Here is a 17,766-nt window from a genome sequence, read left to right as displayed (position 1 = left end):
ACACGGCTGCTCGGGGCGGGCGGCGCGGCCCGGTGCCTGCGTTCCTGGGCGGGCGCCGCGGGCGGCGGGGCGAGGGTCGTCATGACACGTACTCCAGGTGGCTGTTCGCCCCGGCGGGCAGGACGGCAGGGGTGGTGGTGCGGGCGGCCGGCACCTGCGGGGCGGAGGTCCGGCGCGGTACGGCGGCGATGCGGGCGCGGCCGCTGAGCGTGGAACGCAGCATCCGGCGCATGCCCTTGAGGTCGTCGAGGGCGGTGCGGACGATGTCGACCCGGCTGTCGGGGTCGTCGACCCAGTCGACCGGGACCTCGTGGATGCGCAGCTTGTTGCGCTGGGCCAGGACCAGCAGCTCGGTGTCGAAGAACCAGGCGGTGTCCTCGATGTGCGGGGCGAGCGCGCGGAACACGTCGGCGCGTACGGCCTTGAAGCCGCACTGCGCGTCCGAGAAGCGGGCGGCGAGACCGAGCTTGAGGAGGAGGTTGTAGGAGCGGGAGATGAACTCCCGCTTGGAGCCGCGCACCACGTCGGACTGCCGGTGCAGCCGGCTGCCGACGGCGAGGTCGCTGTGGCCGGAGAGCAGGGGTGCCACCAGCGGCAGGAAGCTCTCGAGCCCGGTGGACAGGTCGACGTCCATGTAGGCGACGACGTCAGCGGTCGAGTCGGCCCACACCTGCTTCAGCGCGCGGCCTCGGCCCTTGGCCTCCAGGTGCACGGCGTGCACGTGGGGGAGGCGGAGGGTCAGGTCGGTCGCCTCCTGCCAGGTGCCGTCGGTGCTCGCGTTGTCCGCGATCGTGATGCGGAACGGGAACGGGAAGGACTCTTCGAGGTAGGCGTGGAGACGGCCGACGCTGTCGGCGAGCACGTGCGCCTCGTTGTAGACCGGCACCACGACCTCGACCGTCCGTCGCCGGACGCCTCCCGCGTTCGTTTCGTTCATGGCAGTGACGATCGGGGCCGCGTCTGGGGGATCCCTGAGCGCGTTCTGAGCGACGAGTGAGAATCAGCGGACTCACAGGTCGCCCACAGCTCCGTCGTACCGACCCACAGGACGCCTGACAGTCCGTCCGGCCCGGGACCGGATCAGCGGGTGGTGAAGACCACGTAGTGATGCTCGCCGAACGGCGTGGATCAGGCGCCCCAAGTCCTCGTAGACCCTCATGGCCCTCCCCGATCACCGCCCGAAAGCATTCGTATTGCGATTTTCCGGATGTTCCGGCCGCCCCTTGTCGGGCTTTCAGCCCGGGTGGGCAGCGCACCGCAGGGGCGAGGTGCGCAGGGGGCGGCCGGAACGGGTCGTCGCCCTGCCGGTCTTCGCAGGGCACTTGTTCACGCACGCCCGGTGAGCCCCACCGACAGAGCCTGGGCGATCGTGGCGGTGTGGTGGTACGCCCGCCCGGCGGCGTCGACGACGCGGTCCTGTGCCTCGGGTTCGGTGACTGCCCGGTTCATGCGCGCGGTGAAGCGCGCCCAGCGGTCGCGGTCGCCGCTGCCGTAGTAGGCCACGCCGTCCGCATCGCCCAGTCCGTAGGCCCTGGTGACGTACTGGCGCAGTATCAGGCCGCCGAGCGTGGAGCCTTCCAGGACGTACAGGAATCCGAGCAGCGTTTGGGGGTCCGATGCCGCGGTACGTCGGATCTCCCGCGAGAACGCTTCCGCCGCTTCCGCCGCTTGTGCCGCCCCGGTCTTCGGGGCGGTGCCGGAGGCGGCAAAGTACCGCAAGTCGCTCTCGATGAGGGGGAGTTTGGCCAGGTCCGGCGACCAGACCGAGGCGACGGACGGGCTTACGGTGCGCGACAGTTCGCCTTCGAGCGTCTCCAGGACCACGCGGTAGGCGGCGAGTTGGGCGACGTACCGATCGAGCGGAAGCGTCCCGCCGACCATGGCGCTCGCGAACGGGGTGGCCTCCAGGGCGTCGTGCCATACGCGGGTGCCCGCGCGCAGGCGCTCGGTGGCGGTGGCCGGCGCGGCCGCCCGGGACGTCACGCGCCGCTCCGCTGCCGGACCGTCCGGTGGAGGCGGTCGATGAGGTGTCCCTTGCGTTCGATCGTCATGTCGAAGTAGGCCGCGCTGCGCTCGGAGCGGCACACGCCGTGCACGGCGTTCTTGGCCGCGCGCTTGAGTTCGACCGCTTCCGCGGAGAGGGTGAGGAGCGTGTCCTGAAGTCTCGGGTGGCCGAGGACGAAGGACTGCATCTCCGTACCGGACATCTCCGTACCGGACATCTCGGTACCGGACATCTCCGTATCGGACCCATCGAGCAGTTCGAGGAAGACCCGGTTGCTCAGTCCGTCGAAGTCCTCGTGGACGTTGGCACCGCCGAGTTCGGGTACGAAGTCGGTGAGGTCGTTGAACAGCTGGCTCGCCAGCCCGAGTCGGCGCATCGCGTCGTCGAGGGTGCGCCGCTCGTGGTCGACGACGCGCAGGCCCGCCACCGCCGCGTCGAGCGGCATCCAGAACAGCGTTCCGGTCTTGAGTGCGGCCATCGACTCCCAGAAGTCCACGCGCGCGTCGCCGGGCGCGGCCATCAGTTCGGCCCGGGTGCGCGCCGAGCGCGTGGACATGTCGACGGCCTGGCCGGTGAAGCCGTTGCCGACCGACCGCACCAGGCTGTCCACGACAGCGGGATCGGCCGCGTGCCGCAGCGCGGCCGTGATCAGCCAGGCCCCGGTGTTGAGGGCGAGCGGTACGCCATGGGTGACGTGGAGCGCGGCCTCGCCGTAACGGACGACGCTGCCGTCCTGGACGTCGTCGAGCGCGACCGCGGCCTTCAGCAGGATCCGGACCGCCACCGCGGTACGCCGCACCACCGCCAGGTCCGCATCGTCCCCCGACTCATCAGGGAAACCCCGGTAGTTGCGGTAGGCCCAGAACACCATCGACGGCCGTAGCGGCGCCCCGCGACCGCCGGGCGCTCCGGCAGCGGGCGGCAACGCTTCCTGCCCGACCTTGGATCCGACCGCGTCGGCGACCGGTTCGTACAAGGAACACCGCAGGGCCGCGTCGTACGCGGACGTCTCCGCCCCCGGCCCGCCCTCCTGTGTGGGCGCACCGGTCAACGAGTCGAGGAATGCGGCCAGATCGTCCTCCAGCAGCGCCGCGTCACCCCGCAGCACCGCCTCCACACCCGCCACATCCACCGTGGTCACCACTCTGTCTCCACACTCACATCACTTCATGGACACGAGTCAATATGGAGGAGCATGATCGCGGCCGCGGGGTGCCGCAAGAAGGTTCGAAGCCAATACGGCAACACCCGCGACGCTCGATGTGGCGGAATCCGAACGGCGGCCGCACGGCACCCCGGTAGGGCTGACCCAGGGGAGATTCGGCGGATATCCGCAGCGAGGTGGGAGGCGTTCCCGGCCTGGCGTGCGGTGAATGCGGACAACTATGCGGATACGGAGGGCCGTTGCCGGCGCTGCGGTGCTGGCACTGGGAGCGGTGGGATTACCCGCTGCGACAGCTACTGCGACTGCGACTGCGACTGCGACTGCAGCTTTGGCTTCGGCTTCGGCTGCGGAGAAGGAGCCGCTCGGGCGGTACCACTCCCAGCACACTCCCAGCACATCGACTGGCACGACTGCACCCTCGGCCCTGACGACACCGCGGGGCGGAAGCTCGACGCGGCAGGTGCCCGGTGCGCCTACCTCACGGTGCCGCTGGACTACACCGACCCGGGCGGGCGGACCATCACCGTCGCCCTCTCCGCGACCCCCGCACCCTCTACTCCGGAGCCCAACGAATACACCACCAGTGGCCCGACTCCCGCCTGATCACCCTCCCGAACGCCATCCAACATGGCATCTACGCCGAGTACGGCAACGCTTGCGCGGACCACCAGGTCAACACCTACCTGGCCACCAGCAGGCTCGTGGCGGCTGCTGCTCGGCCGTTCGCTCACGCATTGCTCAGGCGGGGCGTGCTCAGCCAAGGTGGGCCGTGTCCCCGTAGCGCCCCTGTCCATGAGCACGGTGCGTGCTGAGTGCCGGACGGATTTGTGAGCGGCCCGACCAGGCCCTACTAGTCTCGTGTCCGTACTCCAGCTCGAAGGAGCACCAGGGCTCCGGTGTGGCTCTCAGCAGAGGCGACGATCATGGATCCGGCCGCGGTACCTCCGCCCACAGCGGGCATCAGCCTGCGCCAGTTGCTGATGGCCCTGGGGGATTCGCTGGTGGAGGTGCAGTCCGCGCCCGCCGGACTGGACGTCGAGATCCGCGGCGTTGCCCTGCTCGACCCCGAGGACCCGCCGACCGCCCAGCCGGGCGAGCTGGTCCTCGTCATCGGTGCCCGTGGCCGAGCCGCTCATCCCGCGCTGCGGGCCGCCGGGCGCGACGGAGCCGCGGCCGTCGTGGTCAAACTGGACGGTCCCGGCCAGGCCGCGGCCCTCAGCGAGACCGCCGCCGAGGCCGGGGTCGCCCTGCTCTCGCTGCGCAGCGAAGCACGCTGGGAACAGGTGAACGCGTTGGCCCGCGCCGCCCTCGACGACGCGCCGCCGGGCAACCCCGGCGAAGGGGCCGAGGAGGGCGACTTGTTCTCGCTCGCCCAGACCACCGCCGTCCTCACCAGCGGCATCGTCAGCATCGAGGACGCCGCCAACCGGATGCTGGCGTACTCCCGTTCCACCGACTCCGACGAGATCGACGACCTGCGGCGGCGCTCCATCCTCGGCTGGCAGGGACCGGAGGCGTATCTGGCGAAGCTGCGCGAGTGGGGCGTGTTCCAGCACCTGCACTCCAGCGACGAGGTGATCAGTGTCGACAGCCACTCCGAGCTGGGGATCCGCCGCCGGCTCGCGGTGGCCATCCGGTCCGGGGAACGTCAACTGGGCACCATCTGGGTGCAGGAGGGCTCGACGCCGCTGTCCGAACGCTCGGAGCAGGCGCTGCTGGGTGCCGCCCGGGTCGCCGCGCTCCACCTGGTGCGCCGCCGCCGGGAGCTCTCGCAGGACCTGACGCTCACCCGGACCCTGCTGGCCGGACTGCTGGAGGGCAGCACCGGGCCACAGCCGCTCGCCACCCACCTGGGGTTCGACGCGACCCGGCCGGCCGCCGTCCTGGGTTTCTCGTACGGGACCACAGAGGCGCACCAGGCCCCGGGGGCCGTAGCCGCACCGGAGCTGACCCACACCGAGGTCACCAACCTGGTCTCCGTGCACATCGCCGCCCGGTACCGCAGCGCACTGGTCACCCAGGTCGATCCCCGTATCTACGTGCTCCTGCCGCAGCTGCCCCGCAGCATCGACGTGGACACGCTGCGCGGCTGGGGCCAGGAGATCGCCGACGCCGCACGCCGCCACCTGGGCCTGCCGCTGCGTGGCTCGGTCGGTTGCGTGGTGTCCGGGCTCGGGGACGTCCCCGAGTCGCGCCGCGAGGCCGACCGCATCCTCGACGCCTTGGTGGGGGCCGACCTGTCCACCCCGGTCGCCGCGCTGCCGGACATCCAGGCGGAAGTACTGGTCAGCGAAGTGCTGACACTGCTGTCCGGCCATCCCGAGATACGGGATCCACGGCTGACCGCCCTCGTCTCGCACGACAGCCGGCACCAGGGCGGCCTGGCCGAGTCCCTTCTGGCCTACCTGAATTCCTTCGGTGACGTACGGGCGGCCGCCGCCCAGCTGCATGTGCACCCCAACACGCTGCGCTACCGCCTTCGTCGGGCCGAGGAGCTGACCGGTCTCGAGCTGAGCCGTCCCGACCAGCGTCTGCTGGCCATGCTCCAGCTGCGGCTGCCGCCCACCACCTGACCCGCCCACCACTTGATCCGGCTGCCGCCCACCACCTGATCCCGCTGCCGCATTGGCCAGTCGTACAGCCATCGAGGGCGAGGCTGTCGACCTCCACAAACACATCACCCCATGGCCGCTCATACGCTTGCGCAAATCCATTTCCGCAAGTGATGCGGACCGCCTCTCACGAGGAGACGGAGCGAAGCTCGGACGTGCGGTGACGACCCCGTCACCGGTACGGCATCCGGATACCGCGCCCCGCACCGTGAACGCTTTCGGGAATCTTCAGGGCCATGGCCGCCCCCTGCGTACACCCGGCCTGCTCGTCCCCGCCACCGAGGCGATCCGGGGATCCGGTGATCGGCGAACCGGTGCCCCGGCGCTCTGGGCGGCCACTCCCCGCACGGCTCTCCGCCCCAACCACTCAATCCACTCAATGGATGTCGACATGACTACACGTCCCCCTGATTCTCTGGCCACTGCCACCACTCCACCCACCAGTGGTCAGCCCCCGGAGCAGGCAGGTCTGCAGCCCGGTCTCAAGAACCGCCATCTGTCCATGATCGCCATCGGCGGGGTGATCGGCGCCGGTCTCTTCGTGGGCTCCGCCTCCGGTATCGCCGCCGCCGGACCCGGCATCCTGCTGTCGTACGCCCTGGTCGGTGCCCTGGTCGTCTTCGTGATGCGGATGCTCGGCGAGATGGCCGCGGCGAACCCGACCTCCGGCTCCTTCTCCGCCTACGCGGACCGGGCGCTGGGCCGTTGGGCCGGGTTCTCGATCGGCTGGCTGTACTGGTTCTTCTGGGTCGTCGTGCTCGCCGTGGAGGCGACCGCGGGTGCCGTGATCCTGGAGGGGTGGGTGCCGGCCGTACCGCAGTGGGCCTGGGCGCTGATCGTGATGGTGGTCCTCACCGCCACGAACCTGGTCTCGGTCGGTTCCTTCGGCGAGTTCGAGTTCTGGTTCGCGGGCATCAAGGTCGTCGCCATCGGGGGCTTCATCCTTCTCGGCGGCCTGGCGATCTTCGGTGTGCTGCCCGGCTCCGACCATGCCGCGACGGGATTCGGCAACCTCACCGAGCACGGCGGCTTCCTGCCGAACGGGCCGAGCGCGATCCTCACCGGCATCCTGCTGGTCGTCTTCTCCTTCATGGGCAGCGAGATCGTCACCCTCGCCGCCGGCGAGTCCTCGGACGCGCAGCGGGCGGTCGCCAAGGCCACCAGGAGCGTGATCTGGCGCGTCGGCGTCTTCTACGTCGGCTCGATCCTCGTCGTGGTCACCCTGCTGCCGTGGAACGACCCCTCGATCGCCGAGAAGGGCTCGTACGTCGCGGCTCTGGACTCGATCGGTATCCCGCATGCCGGCCAGATCATGAACTTCATCGTGCTGACCGCCGTGCTGTCCTGTCTCAACTCCGGCCTCTACACCGCCTCCCGGATGGCCTTCTCCCTCGGGCAGCGCGGCGACGCCCCGCAGTCCTTCGTACGGACGAACGCGGGAGGTGTCCCGCAGACCGCGATCCTGGCCTCCGTGGCCTTCGGCTTCGTGGCAGTCGGCTTCAACTACCTGTGGCCGGACACGGTGTTCCAGTTCCTGCTGAACTCCTCGGGCGCGGTCGCGCTCTTCGTATGGCTGGTCATCTGCTTCTCGCAACTGCGGATGCGGGGAATCATCCTGCGCGAGAACCCGGAAAAGCTCGTCGTCCGGATGTGGCTGTTCCCGTATCTGACGTGGGCGACGATCGCGATGATCTCGTTCGTGCTCGTCTACATGCTCACCGACGACAAGGAGGGCGGCGGGCGGAGCCAGGTGCTGCTCTCCGTGCTCGTGGCTGCGCTGGTGATCGCGGTCTCGTTGGTCCGGGAGCGGACGCGCACGAAGAACACCAAGGACACCGAGGACGCGGTCGCGCCCCGGTAACCGATGCGGACTGCCGTACGGCTTCCAGGCCGGCTCCCCGCCGTTCTCGGCGGGGAGCCGGCCCCGTTCCGGGCTCGGGGCCGGGCGCGGGCGCCGGTGCGTGGGGCCGAGCGGAGGTGCGAAGGGGCGCGCGCCTTGCCTACGTCGTGTGCTCGGCGCACGCTGGTCGTATGGGTGCTCACGAGGGTGGCCCTACGCTCATCACTTCCGTGCAGCGGGCCTTCCGCCTGCTGGAGGCGGTGAGCGGGCACGAGAACGGCGCGCCGGCGAAGCAACTGGCACGTGAGACGGGACTGCCCCTGGCCACCGCCTATCACCTGCTGCGGACGCTGGTCCACGACGGATACCTACGGAAGCTGGACGACGGCGGGTTCGTCCTGGGCGACAAGCTGCAGACGCTGCACACCACGGGCCGCGGGCAGGTGCTGCTCAACCGTGTCCGTCCCACGCTCGCCGCTCTGCGGGACGACCTCGCGACCGCCGCCTACCTCACCTTCTACGAGGAGGGCGAGATCCGGGTCGCCGAGATCGTCGACGGCCCCCAGGCGCCCCGTGTCGACCTCTGGGTGGGATTCGAGGACGCGGGGCACGCCACCGCGCTGGGCAAGTCCGTACTGCGAGAACTGGACGACGAGGCCCGCAAGGACTACCTCTCCCGGCACCACCTCGCCGACCTCACACCACGGACCATCACCAGCCCTCCGGAGCTGCTCAGGCGACTCGACTCCTCACCCGTGGCCCCGGCCGTCACGGATCTGGAGGAGTACGCCCTCGGTACGGTCTGTGTTGCCGTGCCCGTCTACAGCGGGGACACACTCGGCTCGCTCGGCGTCTCCCTGCGGGCGGACCGGCTCTCCCGACTCGAGGAGATTCTGGCGCGGCTGATCCCGACCGCGAGTCGCGTGACCAGGGGCCTCTCGCTCACTATCTGAAAATCCTCTCCTTGTGGCGTCAGGGCCGAACCTCTTTCCTGGACGAAAGAGACATTTCAGGAGTGCATCCCGCGCACAGGTGAGGACTACGGACGAAGTATGAGTCAGGCCCGAGACCGTGGTGGCGACCAGTGGCCGATACGGCCGTTCAGGAACCGAGCGGCCGGTCCCGGGTCGGCGACCCGGACGCGTGCCGCCGCACAGTTGGCCGCCGGTACACCCGTACTGCCCGTGCTGATCGTCTCCGTCGTCGTGCTCGTCGATGTCGCGTGCGGAGCGGGGACGATCTGGTTGCCGCTGCTCGCGGCCGGGCCCGCGCTGGCCGCCACCACCAGCGGGCCGCGCGGAGTCCTCTGTGTCGGCCTTCTCGCCGCGGTGCTGGGCGCGACGCTCGGAACCCGGGACGGTGTTCCGGGGGATGAGCTGACGGCCGTACTGTCCGCCCTGACGGCCGTCACGCTGGCAAGTGGCCTCGCCAGCGCGCTGCGCGGGCGTCGTGAACGGGTGCTCGCGGCCGTCCGCTCGGTCGCGGAGGCCGCCCAGCACGCGCTCCTCAAGCCCGTACCGGCGACTGTCGGCCCGTTCCAGGTGGCCGTCCGCTACAGCGCCGCGGCGGCGGAGGCCCGTATCGGCGGGGATCTCTACGCGCTGGTGCCCACCCCGTACGGGGTCAGGCTGATCGTCGGCGATGTGCGCGGCAAGGGGCTGCCGGCCGTGGGGACCGCCGCGCTCGTACTCGGTGTCTTCCGCGAGGCCGCCTATGACGAGCCCGATCTCCTCGCCGTCGTCGACAGGATCGAGCGGAGCCTGGCGCGCAACCTCGGTTACGACGACTTCGTCACCGCCGTGGTCGCCGGGTACCCGCAGACAGGCCATCTGGAGCTGGTCAACTGTGGACACGCGCCTCCGCTGCTGGTGCGCGAATCCGGCACCGTCGTGGCGGTGGAGCCCGCCCATCCGGCCCCGCCCCTCGGGCTGCGCGCCCTCACGGACGAGACCCCCAGCCTCCAAGTGCTGCCCTTCGCCGACGGGGATCAACTGCTCCTCTACACCGATGGGGTCACCGAGGCCCGCAACCACGGCCGTGAGTTCTACCCGCTCGCCGAAGGACTGGCCCGCCACTTGTCCGACGAGCCGTCCGGCACCCTCACCGCGCTCCATGACGAACTGCTGGCGCACGTGGGCGGCCGACTGCACGACGACGCGGCACTGCTCCTGCTCCGCAAACCGGCCGTTCCCGAAGTGGCCGTTCCCGAACCGATCGCTCCCGAAGTGACCGCTCCCGCAACCGAAGCCGCCGTTCCCGAAGCGGCGTCGGACGCCGGTCGCGGCAGCGGCTCACGCTCCGTCTCGTCCCGATGCCGGTCCTCTGCCGCGGGCACGGGCACGGGCGACGGAAGCCAGGCTGCCGAGACGACCGAAGGGGCGGCGGACCCAGGTATCCCCGTCGCCGCCTTCTCGGGAGAAATCTCGGGGCCCGGCGATTCGTCCGCTCACGCAAACGGCCCCGGACGAGAAGCCCGAGACCGAATGGAGAGCCTCCCTGAGGGGGAAACCCCCAGGTCGGCGGCTTAGTTGGCCTGACGGCTCACCACCCGTTGTGCAGCGCTGACGCCGCGCCATCCCCGCCACCCGTCCCCCCTCCCGGGGTACCCACCGGCCACCGCTGCCTACGACGTGCCGTATGCCGAACGGCCGCGCCGGCATGACGGGTTGGGCGGGAGCTCCGGTCCGCACAGCCGACGAAACGATGTGCCCGGGAAGCGAACGATGCGGCGCGTCGGGCCCGCCGCGGCCGGCGCCAGGCCACGGGGCCGGGACGCGACCCCCGAGCGGAGCCCGGCCTATCCCGCCAGGTGTTTCGCCCCGCTGCTCTGCGTGGAGACAGAAAGCGATCTTCACGCACCTTTCTGTAACCGTTCCAGTGCACCCCGTTGACACCCCGCACACGGCCCCTTACTGTCACGCAAACATTCGAACCTTTGTCGATATTTCGAACGTTTGAAAGGCGATTGCCCTGTACGGTCCCGGAATCAGCACGCACGCGGCCGGAATGCCGTGGCGCAGTCTGACGTACGTACAGGAGCACGTCGGCAAAGGGATCACGAGTTTCGGCGAGCGCCGGATGCCGGGCCGCGGCAATGCACTGATCGGCGATGTGCGGGACGCCGAGACGTCTGAGCACCGACTCGAGCAACGTGCCGGGCCGACCTGACCTCAACCATGCGGGCGAGGCCCGCCGGTTGTTCACTCGCCTTGAAACCTGTGCACCAAGACCCCGACGACCTCGGCGGCTGTGTGCGGATCGACGAGAGCGCCGAGCTGATCCTCCCCGGCGCACCGCTCAGTCTGAAGTTCGGCCCGTCCAGGGCGCCCGGGGATCCACCCGTACGGCGCTCGTCTGCGAAGTCTGGCCCTGGCACACCGCCCGGGAGCGCGTACAGCGCGTCCGACTCGCTCTCGCCCCACCTGCCGGCTGCCCTGTTCGCTCCACCGCTTCCCCATCGACGTCTGATCTGCCGCCATCCCCTCAACGATGAGAAGGACAAGGAACGATCACCATGCTCAACCGAAGAGCCGCCCTCGCCTCCCTCGCCGGGGCCGCCTCCCTCGCCCTCACCGTGTCCGCCTGCGGCCAGAGCAGCGGGGGCGACTCCGAGAGCAGCTCCGAGGGCGATACCGTCGGCATCGCCATGCCGACCCGGTCCTCCGACCGCTGGCTCGCCGACGGCAAGAGCGTCGTCGAGGACCTGAAGGGCCAGGGGTACAAGACCAAGCTGGTCTACGGCGACGACGACCCGAAAGCCCAGGTCTCACAGATCGAGAACCTGATCAAGCAGGGCGTCGACGCACTGATCATCGCGGCCATCGATGCCAGGTCGCTGAACGGCGTGCTTCAACAGGCCGCCGCTGCGGACATTGCGGTGATCTCCTACGACCGGCTCATCCTCGGCACCAAGAACGTCGACTACTACGTCTCCTTCGACAACGAGATGGTCGGCCGAACGCAGGCTTCCTACATCATCAGGAAGCTCGGACTGGAGGACGGCAAGGGCCCGTTCAACATCGAGCTGTTCGCCGGCTCCCCCGACGACAACAACACCAAATACTTCTTCGACGGTTCGATGGCGCTCCTTCAACCGTTCCTGGACAGCAAGCAGTTGGTCGTCCCGTCCGGCCAGACCAAGCTCGACCAGATCACCACCCTGCGCTGGGACGGGGTCACCGCGCAAAAGCGCATGAGCGGCGTCCTCGCCAAGTGGTACGGCAGCAAGAAGGTCGACGCGGTGCTGTCGCCGTACGACGGCATCTCCAGGGGCGTCCTGTCTGCGCTGGAGTCGGACGGCTACAGCTCCGACAGCGGGCTCCCGGTCATCACTGGTCAGGACGCCGAGCCGGCCTCGGTGAAGTCGATCATCGCGGGTCAGCAGTCGCAGACCGTCTACAAGGACGTCCGCAAACTCGCCCAGGCCGCCGCAGAGATGGTCGACGACATACTCACCGGCAGGGCGCCGCGGGTCAACAACAGACGTGATTACAACAACGGCGTCAAGAACGTGCCCGCCTACTTGCTGCAGCCGCAGAGCGTCGACAAGACCAACTATGACGTTCTGATCGAGGACGGCTACTACACCGCCGACGAGCTCAAGTAGCGACACCTTCTCGTGATACGCACGCACGACGCTCACCTCGGCACTGCCACCCTCCTCCCAACGGTGCCTGGAGCCGCGCCCCACGTGGTGATGGGGATCCTGGGCCCCGCCGGGTTGTTGCCAGGCGGGGTGGCGGGGCGAAGTCGCGCGAAGGGCTGGTGCGGGCCCAGTGCGCGTGTGGGCGGGGCGGGCGTCGATGCGGGTGAGGATGATCGCGGCTCCGGTGAGCTGGCGCCGGAGGCTGGTCTTCGGAAGGCCGCGCGCCGACCGCGCCGGGGCTGTGACCTGCGGAGATGCTGGCGACGCGGTGTCTGAACAGAGGAAACACTCCTCCGCGCTTCTCACGCGTTCACGGTGCTTCCCGTTCCCGTGTGTGCTGAATACGTGCACTGAGCCACTCGACCATGGCCTGCCCGAGCCAGCTGTCGCGGCCGCCATGAACCAGACCTGAGCCGGAAAGTTCGTGCTGTCCCCGGCCCGGGAACGGACGACCCAGCGCCAGCCGTGCCACGCGCGGCCAGTCGGCCGCCGCCCCGCCCGGCCGAGGTGTACCGGGGCGGCGGCGCGGCACGCGGACCCGGAGTGCCCCGGGCGCACTGCGGCACACGACGGGTGACGGCAGCACGACGTGTTCTCCGTCGATGCCGACCGGGAGGGTGTCCGTGTCGGCTTCGACGACGACTACCCCGGCGTTCAGCCGGATGAGTCCCCCGGACCGCGGACCGCGCACCATCCTCGCCGCCTGAGCGGTGTTGCCGACCCGCACGCACACCACACCGAGGAGTCCCGAGTCCAGCCGCTTCCTGCGCCCCGGATGGGCCGCGTCGACGGCACGCCCGTAGGGATTGTTGCTGACGAGCAGCGCCTGAAGTCCGTCGACGTACCTTTGGTCGGCCCGCGTCCGCAGCCTGGGCGCGTCCTCGCCGGTGAGGAGGCCGGGGAGGGTCCGCAGGGTCGTGCGGGCTTTGGCGTTCCGGTACGCGGGGTCGGTGACGACGGACGCGTACGTTCCGAAGGAGGCGTTGTTGACGAAGACGCGGTCTGCGGCGTACCCGAGGTCGATGCGGAGTTCGACGCCGTGGGTCAGGGCTTCCAGGGCGGCCGCCGGATCGTCCCGGTCGAGTCCGAGATCGAGGGCGAAGTGGTTGCGGGTACCGGCGGGAATCACCACGAAGGGAAGGTCGTGGCGCGCCGCGACCTCGGCCACCAGTGCCTGGGTGCCGTCGCCGCCCGCCACCGCCAGCAGGTCGGCTCCCTCGGCGACGGCCTGCCGGGCCAGTTCGGTGACGTCCTGGTGCCGGCCCGCGTCGAGCAGGGCCACCCGGCAGCCCGCGGCCCGGGCCTTCTCCACCAGGCCGAAACGATCCATCTTGCCGCCGCCGGAGCGCGGATTCATCAGGACCCAGGGGGCGTGGGGCGCCTCGACGACAGCCTGTTCGGAGGCGGTGTGACCAGGTACCAGGGCCGTACGTGCCGCCGTGACGGCCAGCAGCCACAGGCCCAGGGACAGCAAGGCCGGCCCCAGCATGCCGAACGTGGCATACAGGGTGAGGACAGCGACCGGCGCGGTCACCGACAGGACCGCCCCGAGGGCGCGGAGCGCACCGGTGTGCGCCAGGGTCCACCACACACCGACGGCGGCGAGCGCCAGGCCGGCGATGCCGGCCAGCGCCCACAGCACGCTCCGCAGACCGGCGGCGACGAGCGGCACCAGGATGCTGCCGAGCAGGGCGAGCACGGCGAGGCGAGCCCGTCCCGCGCTGCCCTCGCATTCCGTTGCGGTCCCTGCTTCGCCCGATCGGCTCGCGTTCCCGCCGCCGTGTGGTCCCATCTGTCGGCCCGTCTCTTCCGCCTCACACCCTGTGCGGCGGGCGCTCTTCGGACCGTGAACCCTCCTCGGTCAGGTCGTAGAGGTTGTCGCGCGGTACCACGCACAGGGCCCAGATGACGAAGCCCGACATCGTGATCATCACTACGGACCAGACGGGGTAGTACGGGAGGGAGAGGAAGTTGGCGAGGATGACGAGTCCGGCGATGGCCACGCCGACGACGCGCGCCCACACTGCGGTCTGGAGCAGCCCGAAACTGACGATCACGGCGACCGCGCCCAGAGCGAGGTGCATCCAGCCCCAGCCGGTCAGGTCCCACTCGAACACGTAATTGCGCGTCGTGACGAAGATGTCGTCCTCGGCGATGGCCATGATGCCCCGGAAGATGTCGAGAAGGCCGACAAGGGAGAGCATCACGGCCGCGAAGGCCGTCAGGCCGGTCGCCCATGTCTGCTTCGCCGTGTGTGCCGGCCGGATGTGTGTCGCGGTCATCTTGCGCCTCGATTCATGGTGTGCGGATGCTCAGCGACCGGGAGTGCGGGCGGTGGAGCCGGCGTGCTCCGCCGGGCCGTGGCCGGTCAGGACCAGTTCCTTGGCCCTGCGGAACTCCTCGTCCGTGATGTCGCCGCGGGAGCGGATCTCGGACAGCTTGCTGAGTTCGTCGGCGCTGCTGGGGCGGCCCGTGCCGCCTGCGGCCTCCCTGATGTGGGCGTCGAAGGCTTCCTGCTGTGCTCGGGCCTGCGCTATTTCCCGGCGGCCCATGTTCCTGCCGCGGGCGATCACGTAGACGAAGACGCCCAGGAAGGGCAGCAGGATGGTGAGCACCAGCCAGCCGGCTTTCGCCCACCCGCTCATCGCGTCATCGCGGAAGATGTCGACGACGACGCGGAAGAGCAGGACGAACCACATGATCCACAGGAAGAACAGGAGCATGCTCCAGAAGACGCTCAGCAAGGGATAGTCGTATGCCAGGTACGTCTGCGCGCTCATGTCTTTTCTCCGTCCCGGGCGCTCGTCCCGCCGCCGTTGCGTGGTGTCTTCAGCGTGGGCACGGCCGGGCGTGGGTGGCCTCACCCGACGCGGGTGAGCCTGCGGGCGGCCCGGCACTCCATGGATGCGCTCCAGTGCTGCAGGATCAGGGTTGGGCCCGCGTACGGCGGGGGACGGCGGCTGTCCGGTACCAGTCGGAGGAGGCGACGTACTGGCCGAGGGCGAGGCCCGAGACGGCCACCAGGAACACGGCGATCAACCAGGAGAGGAACGTGAAGACGGGCCCCAGCGGACCGAACTCCTGCAGGCTGCGCTCCATGACCGTGGGCACGAACAGGCCGGCGGCCCAGCTCAGCACGACTGTGCCCGTGCCCGCGAGCAGCGCTCCCGGCAGCAGGTTCCACCAGCCGATCCTGCCGCCCAGCAGCAGATGCTGGGACCACCACCACAGCAGCGTCGCCGACAGTACGGACAGCATCCCTCCGATCACCGCGCTGCCGCCGAACCCGCTGCGCAGCGGTGCCTGGATCAGGAGGACGCCCAGCCAGACGAGCAGCCAGAGCAGCCAGCGCCAGACCGCGGCCCGCACCGGTGCCCGGGGCAGGTGCCAGCACCGCTCGCAGACCGCCTGAAGCGCCCGGCTGAAGGCAGTGGCGGACACGAGAGTCACCACCACGCCCATGGCTCCGGCGGCGTCCCGTGGTGTGCCGGTGGCGGTGAAGGCACGGCGTACCTCGTCGAGCGTGTCACCGCGTACCCCCAGAACCGCTCGGAGGGAGTCGGCCAGCAGGTCCTGCACCCCTCGGGGGGCGAACGCCGCGACGGTCATCAGCAGCGGGAGCGCGGTGATGAAGGCTTGCGCGGCCAGCCTCACGGAGCCCTCCACGATGTTGAGCGCCGAAAGGTGGGGAAGCAGCCGGGCCACCGGACCGGACCGCAGACTCGCCAGGACCCGCTCCACCGCCGTGTGCCTGCGGGACGCCGGGGCGGCGCCGGGTTTCCTTGCCATGGGTCACGGTGCCGCCCCGCCGGGCTCGTGTTCCTGTCCGGTGTGCGATGCCGAACCACGCGACATGGTCATGGCTCCTCCTCGCGTGATCGAGCGGTCGTTTCCGGACCGCCGACGGGGCGGTGTGTGAGGGGGGCGGTGTGCGAGGACCTGCCGCTCCAGGGTCACGCCTGTCACCCGGTGCCGGGGTCACCCACCATGGGTGATCCGGCGACGCCGCCGTGGCGGTGAGGTGGGAAGGGGCGCCTGCCCATCGGCTCTCCGGTCGGACGGCACGACGAGACACGAGATGAGCGATCCGCGCACTGCCCGGACGGACCGCACCCGGTCGGGCCGGACGCGCACCGGCGTCGGCGGCTCCGCCCCGGCCGGTGAGCGTTGGCCGTCGCCGTCGCACGCGCCGTGCTCATCGCCGTCGGCCTCGTCACCGCCTACTACCTGCTGCCCCCGAACGAGCGCGGTACGGCTGGTGCGTCGATGCTGCTCGTATGCGGCCTGGTGGCGGTGCTGCTGGTGTTGGGGTGGGAGGTACGGGCCATCACGCGCTCACCCCACCCGCGCCTGGAGGTGGGATCACCCGAGCGGTTCGACCGCGCGCCCACCGACTTCGCCCAGTCCTACGCCGACCAGAACGAGCGGGATTACGAGGAGCTGGAAGCCGCATGCCGCCCGGTCCCGTCACTCCGGCAGCTGCCGCATCTCCACGACACGCAGTCCCAGTGACTGGCAGCGTGCCAGCAGCCCGTACAGGTGTGCTTCGTCCACGACGGGGCCGAACAGGACGGTCTGGCCGGACATCACCACGTGACCCAACTCCGGGAAGGCTTTGGCCAGCGTTTCCGACAGGTGGCCCTCGACTCGGATCTCGTAGCGCACGAGCTGTCCTCCCATGGACTGCCTGGGACAGGCGGACGGCACTCCTCTCTACGACCGTGTGCCTCCGCGCTTCTTCGGGCCTCACCCGGTACAGGTGACCCGCGGCCCGGCGACGGACCCCACGGACCAACGCGTTCTCAATGAGTCAGAACAACCTTGAAAGAGATGATCAGCAGGCCGAGCAGCAGGTTGATCGAGGCGGTGGCGGCCACAAGCCGCCGGGAAGCACCTGCACGGCGTGCCGCGGCCACGGACCAGCCGACCTGCCCGGCCACGGCGACGGAGAGGGCCAGCCAGAGGGCACCCTGCACGTCCAGGCCCAGGAGCGGGCTGACGGCCACCGCGGCGGCCGGTGGGAGAGCGGCCTTGACGATCGGCCACTCGTCACGGCACACCTGCAGCACCACCCGGCGGTCCGGAGTCCGCTGCGCCAGATGCGCCCCGAACAGCTGGGCATGCACGTGCGCGATCCAGAACACCACGCTGGTGAGCAACAGCAGCAGCACCAGCTCGGCGCGGGGGAACGAGCCCAGGGAGCCCGCGCCGATCACCACGGAGGCCGCGAGCATGGATCCGTAGACGCCGCCCGTGTAGTCCGCGCGGACCCGCCGCTCGGCACGGCGCTCCCCGCGGGCGGTGGTCGGGCCGGTCCTGGTCCGGGTCCTGGACACCGGTGACACCCTCCGGACTCAGCGCTTCGATACGGTCACGCCGACCGGAGCCAGGCCGGACCGCGCACCGGCCTGCCCGGCAGGGGCAGGTGTACGAGTGGGTCGGTCCCCTGGTGGGCCCGCCGCCGCTCCCCCCACCGGAGGATGGCCAGGACGGCCACAC

Annotated in this window: 15 protein-coding genes and 1 pseudogene; 7 read left to right on the top strand and 9 right to left on the bottom strand. The window is 70.1% G+C overall.

The window, feature by feature from the left end:
- Positions 1 to 79 precede the first annotated feature (79 nt).
- The 3 genes from IG08_RS0148775 to IG08_RS0148765 form a co-directional block, all read right to left on the bottom strand.
- Entirely contained in the window at positions 80 to 937 is an 858-nt protein-coding gene (locus IG08_RS0148775) for a glycosyltransferase (RefSeq protein WP_030619846.1), read from the bottom strand.
- Positions 938 to 1,326: 389 nt separating this feature from the next.
- Positions 1,327 to 1,983, bottom strand: coding sequence for a biliverdin-producing heme oxygenase (locus tag IG08_RS0148770; protein WP_030619842.1), 657 nt, complete (start codon positions 1,981 to 1,983; stop codon positions 1,327 to 1,329).
- The gene (locus IG08_RS0148765) at positions 1,980 to 3,146 is read right to left on the bottom strand and encodes a polyprenyl synthetase family protein (protein ID WP_234343178.1); all 1,167 of its coding nucleotides are present in this window, start codon (positions 3,144 to 3,146) and stop codon (positions 1,980 to 1,982) included. The genes IG08_RS0148770 and IG08_RS0148765 overlap by 4 nt, the downstream gene beginning before the upstream one ends.
- Before the next feature lie 491 nt (positions 3,147 to 3,637).
- Between IG08_RS0148765 and IG08_RS58270 the strand changes: the two genes are divergently transcribed.
- The 6 genes and pseudogenes from IG08_RS58270 (at position 3,638) to chvE (ending at position 12,228) form a co-directional block, all read left to right on the top strand.
- Positions 3,638 to 3,982, top strand: a complete 345-nt coding sequence (locus IG08_RS58270; protein ID WP_078656048.1) for an alpha/beta hydrolase — start codon at positions 3,638 to 3,640, stop codon at positions 3,980 to 3,982.
- Between the two features lie 84 nt (positions 3,983 to 4,066).
- Entirely contained in the window at positions 4,067 to 5,743 is a 1,677-nt protein-coding gene (locus IG08_RS0148760) for a PucR family transcriptional regulator (RefSeq protein WP_234343177.1), read from the top strand.
- 430 nt (positions 5,744 to 6,173) lie between these two features.
- Complete coding sequence (locus IG08_RS0148755; protein ID WP_030619823.1) at positions 6,174 to 7,643, top strand: amino acid permease; 1,470 nt, start codon at positions 6,174 to 6,176, stop codon at positions 7,641 to 7,643.
- Positions 7,644 to 7,813: 170 nt separating this feature from the next.
- The gene (locus tag IG08_RS0148750; protein WP_030619820.1) at positions 7,814 to 8,575 is read left to right on the top strand and encodes an IclR family transcriptional regulator; all 762 of its coding nucleotides are present in this window, start codon (positions 7,814 to 7,816) and stop codon (positions 8,573 to 8,575) included.
- Between the two features lie 99 nt (positions 8,576 to 8,674).
- Positions 8,675 to 9,847, top strand: a pseudogene (locus tag IG08_RS0148745) (PP2C family protein-serine/threonine phosphatase); the annotation flags it as partial.
- Between the two features lie 1,289 nt (positions 9,848 to 11,136).
- On the top strand, positions 11,137 to 12,228 hold the full coding sequence (chvE, locus tag IG08_RS0148735; protein ID WP_030619814.1) for a multiple monosaccharide ABC transporter substrate-binding protein: 1,092 nt from the start codon (positions 11,137 to 11,139) through the stop codon (positions 12,226 to 12,228).
- A gap of 349 nt (positions 12,229 to 12,577) precedes the next feature.
- Here the strand turns inward: chvE and IG08_RS0148730 are convergent, their stop codons facing one another.
- From IG08_RS0148730 to IG08_RS0148715, 4 genes are all read right to left on the bottom strand, one after another.
- Positions 12,578 to 14,059 (bottom strand): diacylglycerol/lipid kinase family protein, encoded by a 1,482-nt coding sequence (locus IG08_RS0148730; RefSeq protein ID WP_078656047.1) that lies wholly within the window; start codon positions 14,057 to 14,059, stop codon positions 12,578 to 12,580.
- A 22-nt stretch (positions 14,060 to 14,081) separates the two neighbouring features.
- Positions 14,082 to 14,549 (bottom strand): DUF7144 family membrane protein, encoded by a 468-nt coding sequence (locus IG08_RS0148725; protein WP_030619809.1) that lies wholly within the window; start codon positions 14,547 to 14,549, stop codon positions 14,082 to 14,084.
- A 30-nt stretch (positions 14,550 to 14,579) separates the two neighbouring features.
- A complete protein-coding gene (locus IG08_RS0148720) occupies positions 14,580 to 15,047 on the bottom strand; it encodes an SHOCT domain-containing protein (protein ID WP_030619806.1) in 468 nt (155 codons plus the stop codon).
- Positions 15,048 to 15,192: 145 nt separating this feature from the next.
- A complete protein-coding gene (locus IG08_RS0148715; RefSeq protein ID WP_030619803.1) occupies positions 15,193 to 16,056 on the bottom strand; it encodes a YhjD/YihY/BrkB family envelope integrity protein in 864 nt (287 codons plus the stop codon).
- 378 nt (positions 16,057 to 16,434) lie between these two features.
- Between IG08_RS0148715 and IG08_RS62040 the strand changes: the two genes are divergently transcribed.
- Positions 16,435 to 16,779, top strand: a complete 345-nt coding sequence (locus IG08_RS62040) for a hypothetical protein (RefSeq protein ID WP_063757852.1) — start codon at positions 16,435 to 16,437, stop codon at positions 16,777 to 16,779.
- Here IG08_RS62040 and IG08_RS0148705 read toward each other — a convergent pair.
- Both IG08_RS0148705 and IG08_RS0148700 read right to left on the bottom strand, forming a co-directional pair.
- Positions 16,735 to 16,932, bottom strand: coding sequence for a hypothetical protein (locus IG08_RS0148705; RefSeq protein ID WP_030039028.1), 198 nt, complete (start codon positions 16,930 to 16,932; stop codon positions 16,735 to 16,737). The genes IG08_RS62040 and IG08_RS0148705 overlap by 45 nt on opposite strands.
- Before the next feature lie 137 nt (positions 16,933 to 17,069).
- The gene (locus tag IG08_RS0148700; RefSeq protein WP_030619797.1) at positions 17,070 to 17,603 is read right to left on the bottom strand and encodes a hypothetical protein; all 534 of its coding nucleotides are present in this window, start codon (positions 17,601 to 17,603) and stop codon (positions 17,070 to 17,072) included.
- Positions 17,604 to 17,766 lie beyond the last annotated feature (163 nt).

Source organism: Streptomyces fulvoviolaceus, from assembly GCF_000718165.1.
Taxonomy (GTDB): Bacteria; Actinomycetota; Actinomycetes; order Streptomycetales; family Streptomycetaceae; genus Streptomyces; species Streptomyces fulvoviolaceus.
This window is presented reverse-complemented; position numbering and strand designations above follow the sequence as displayed.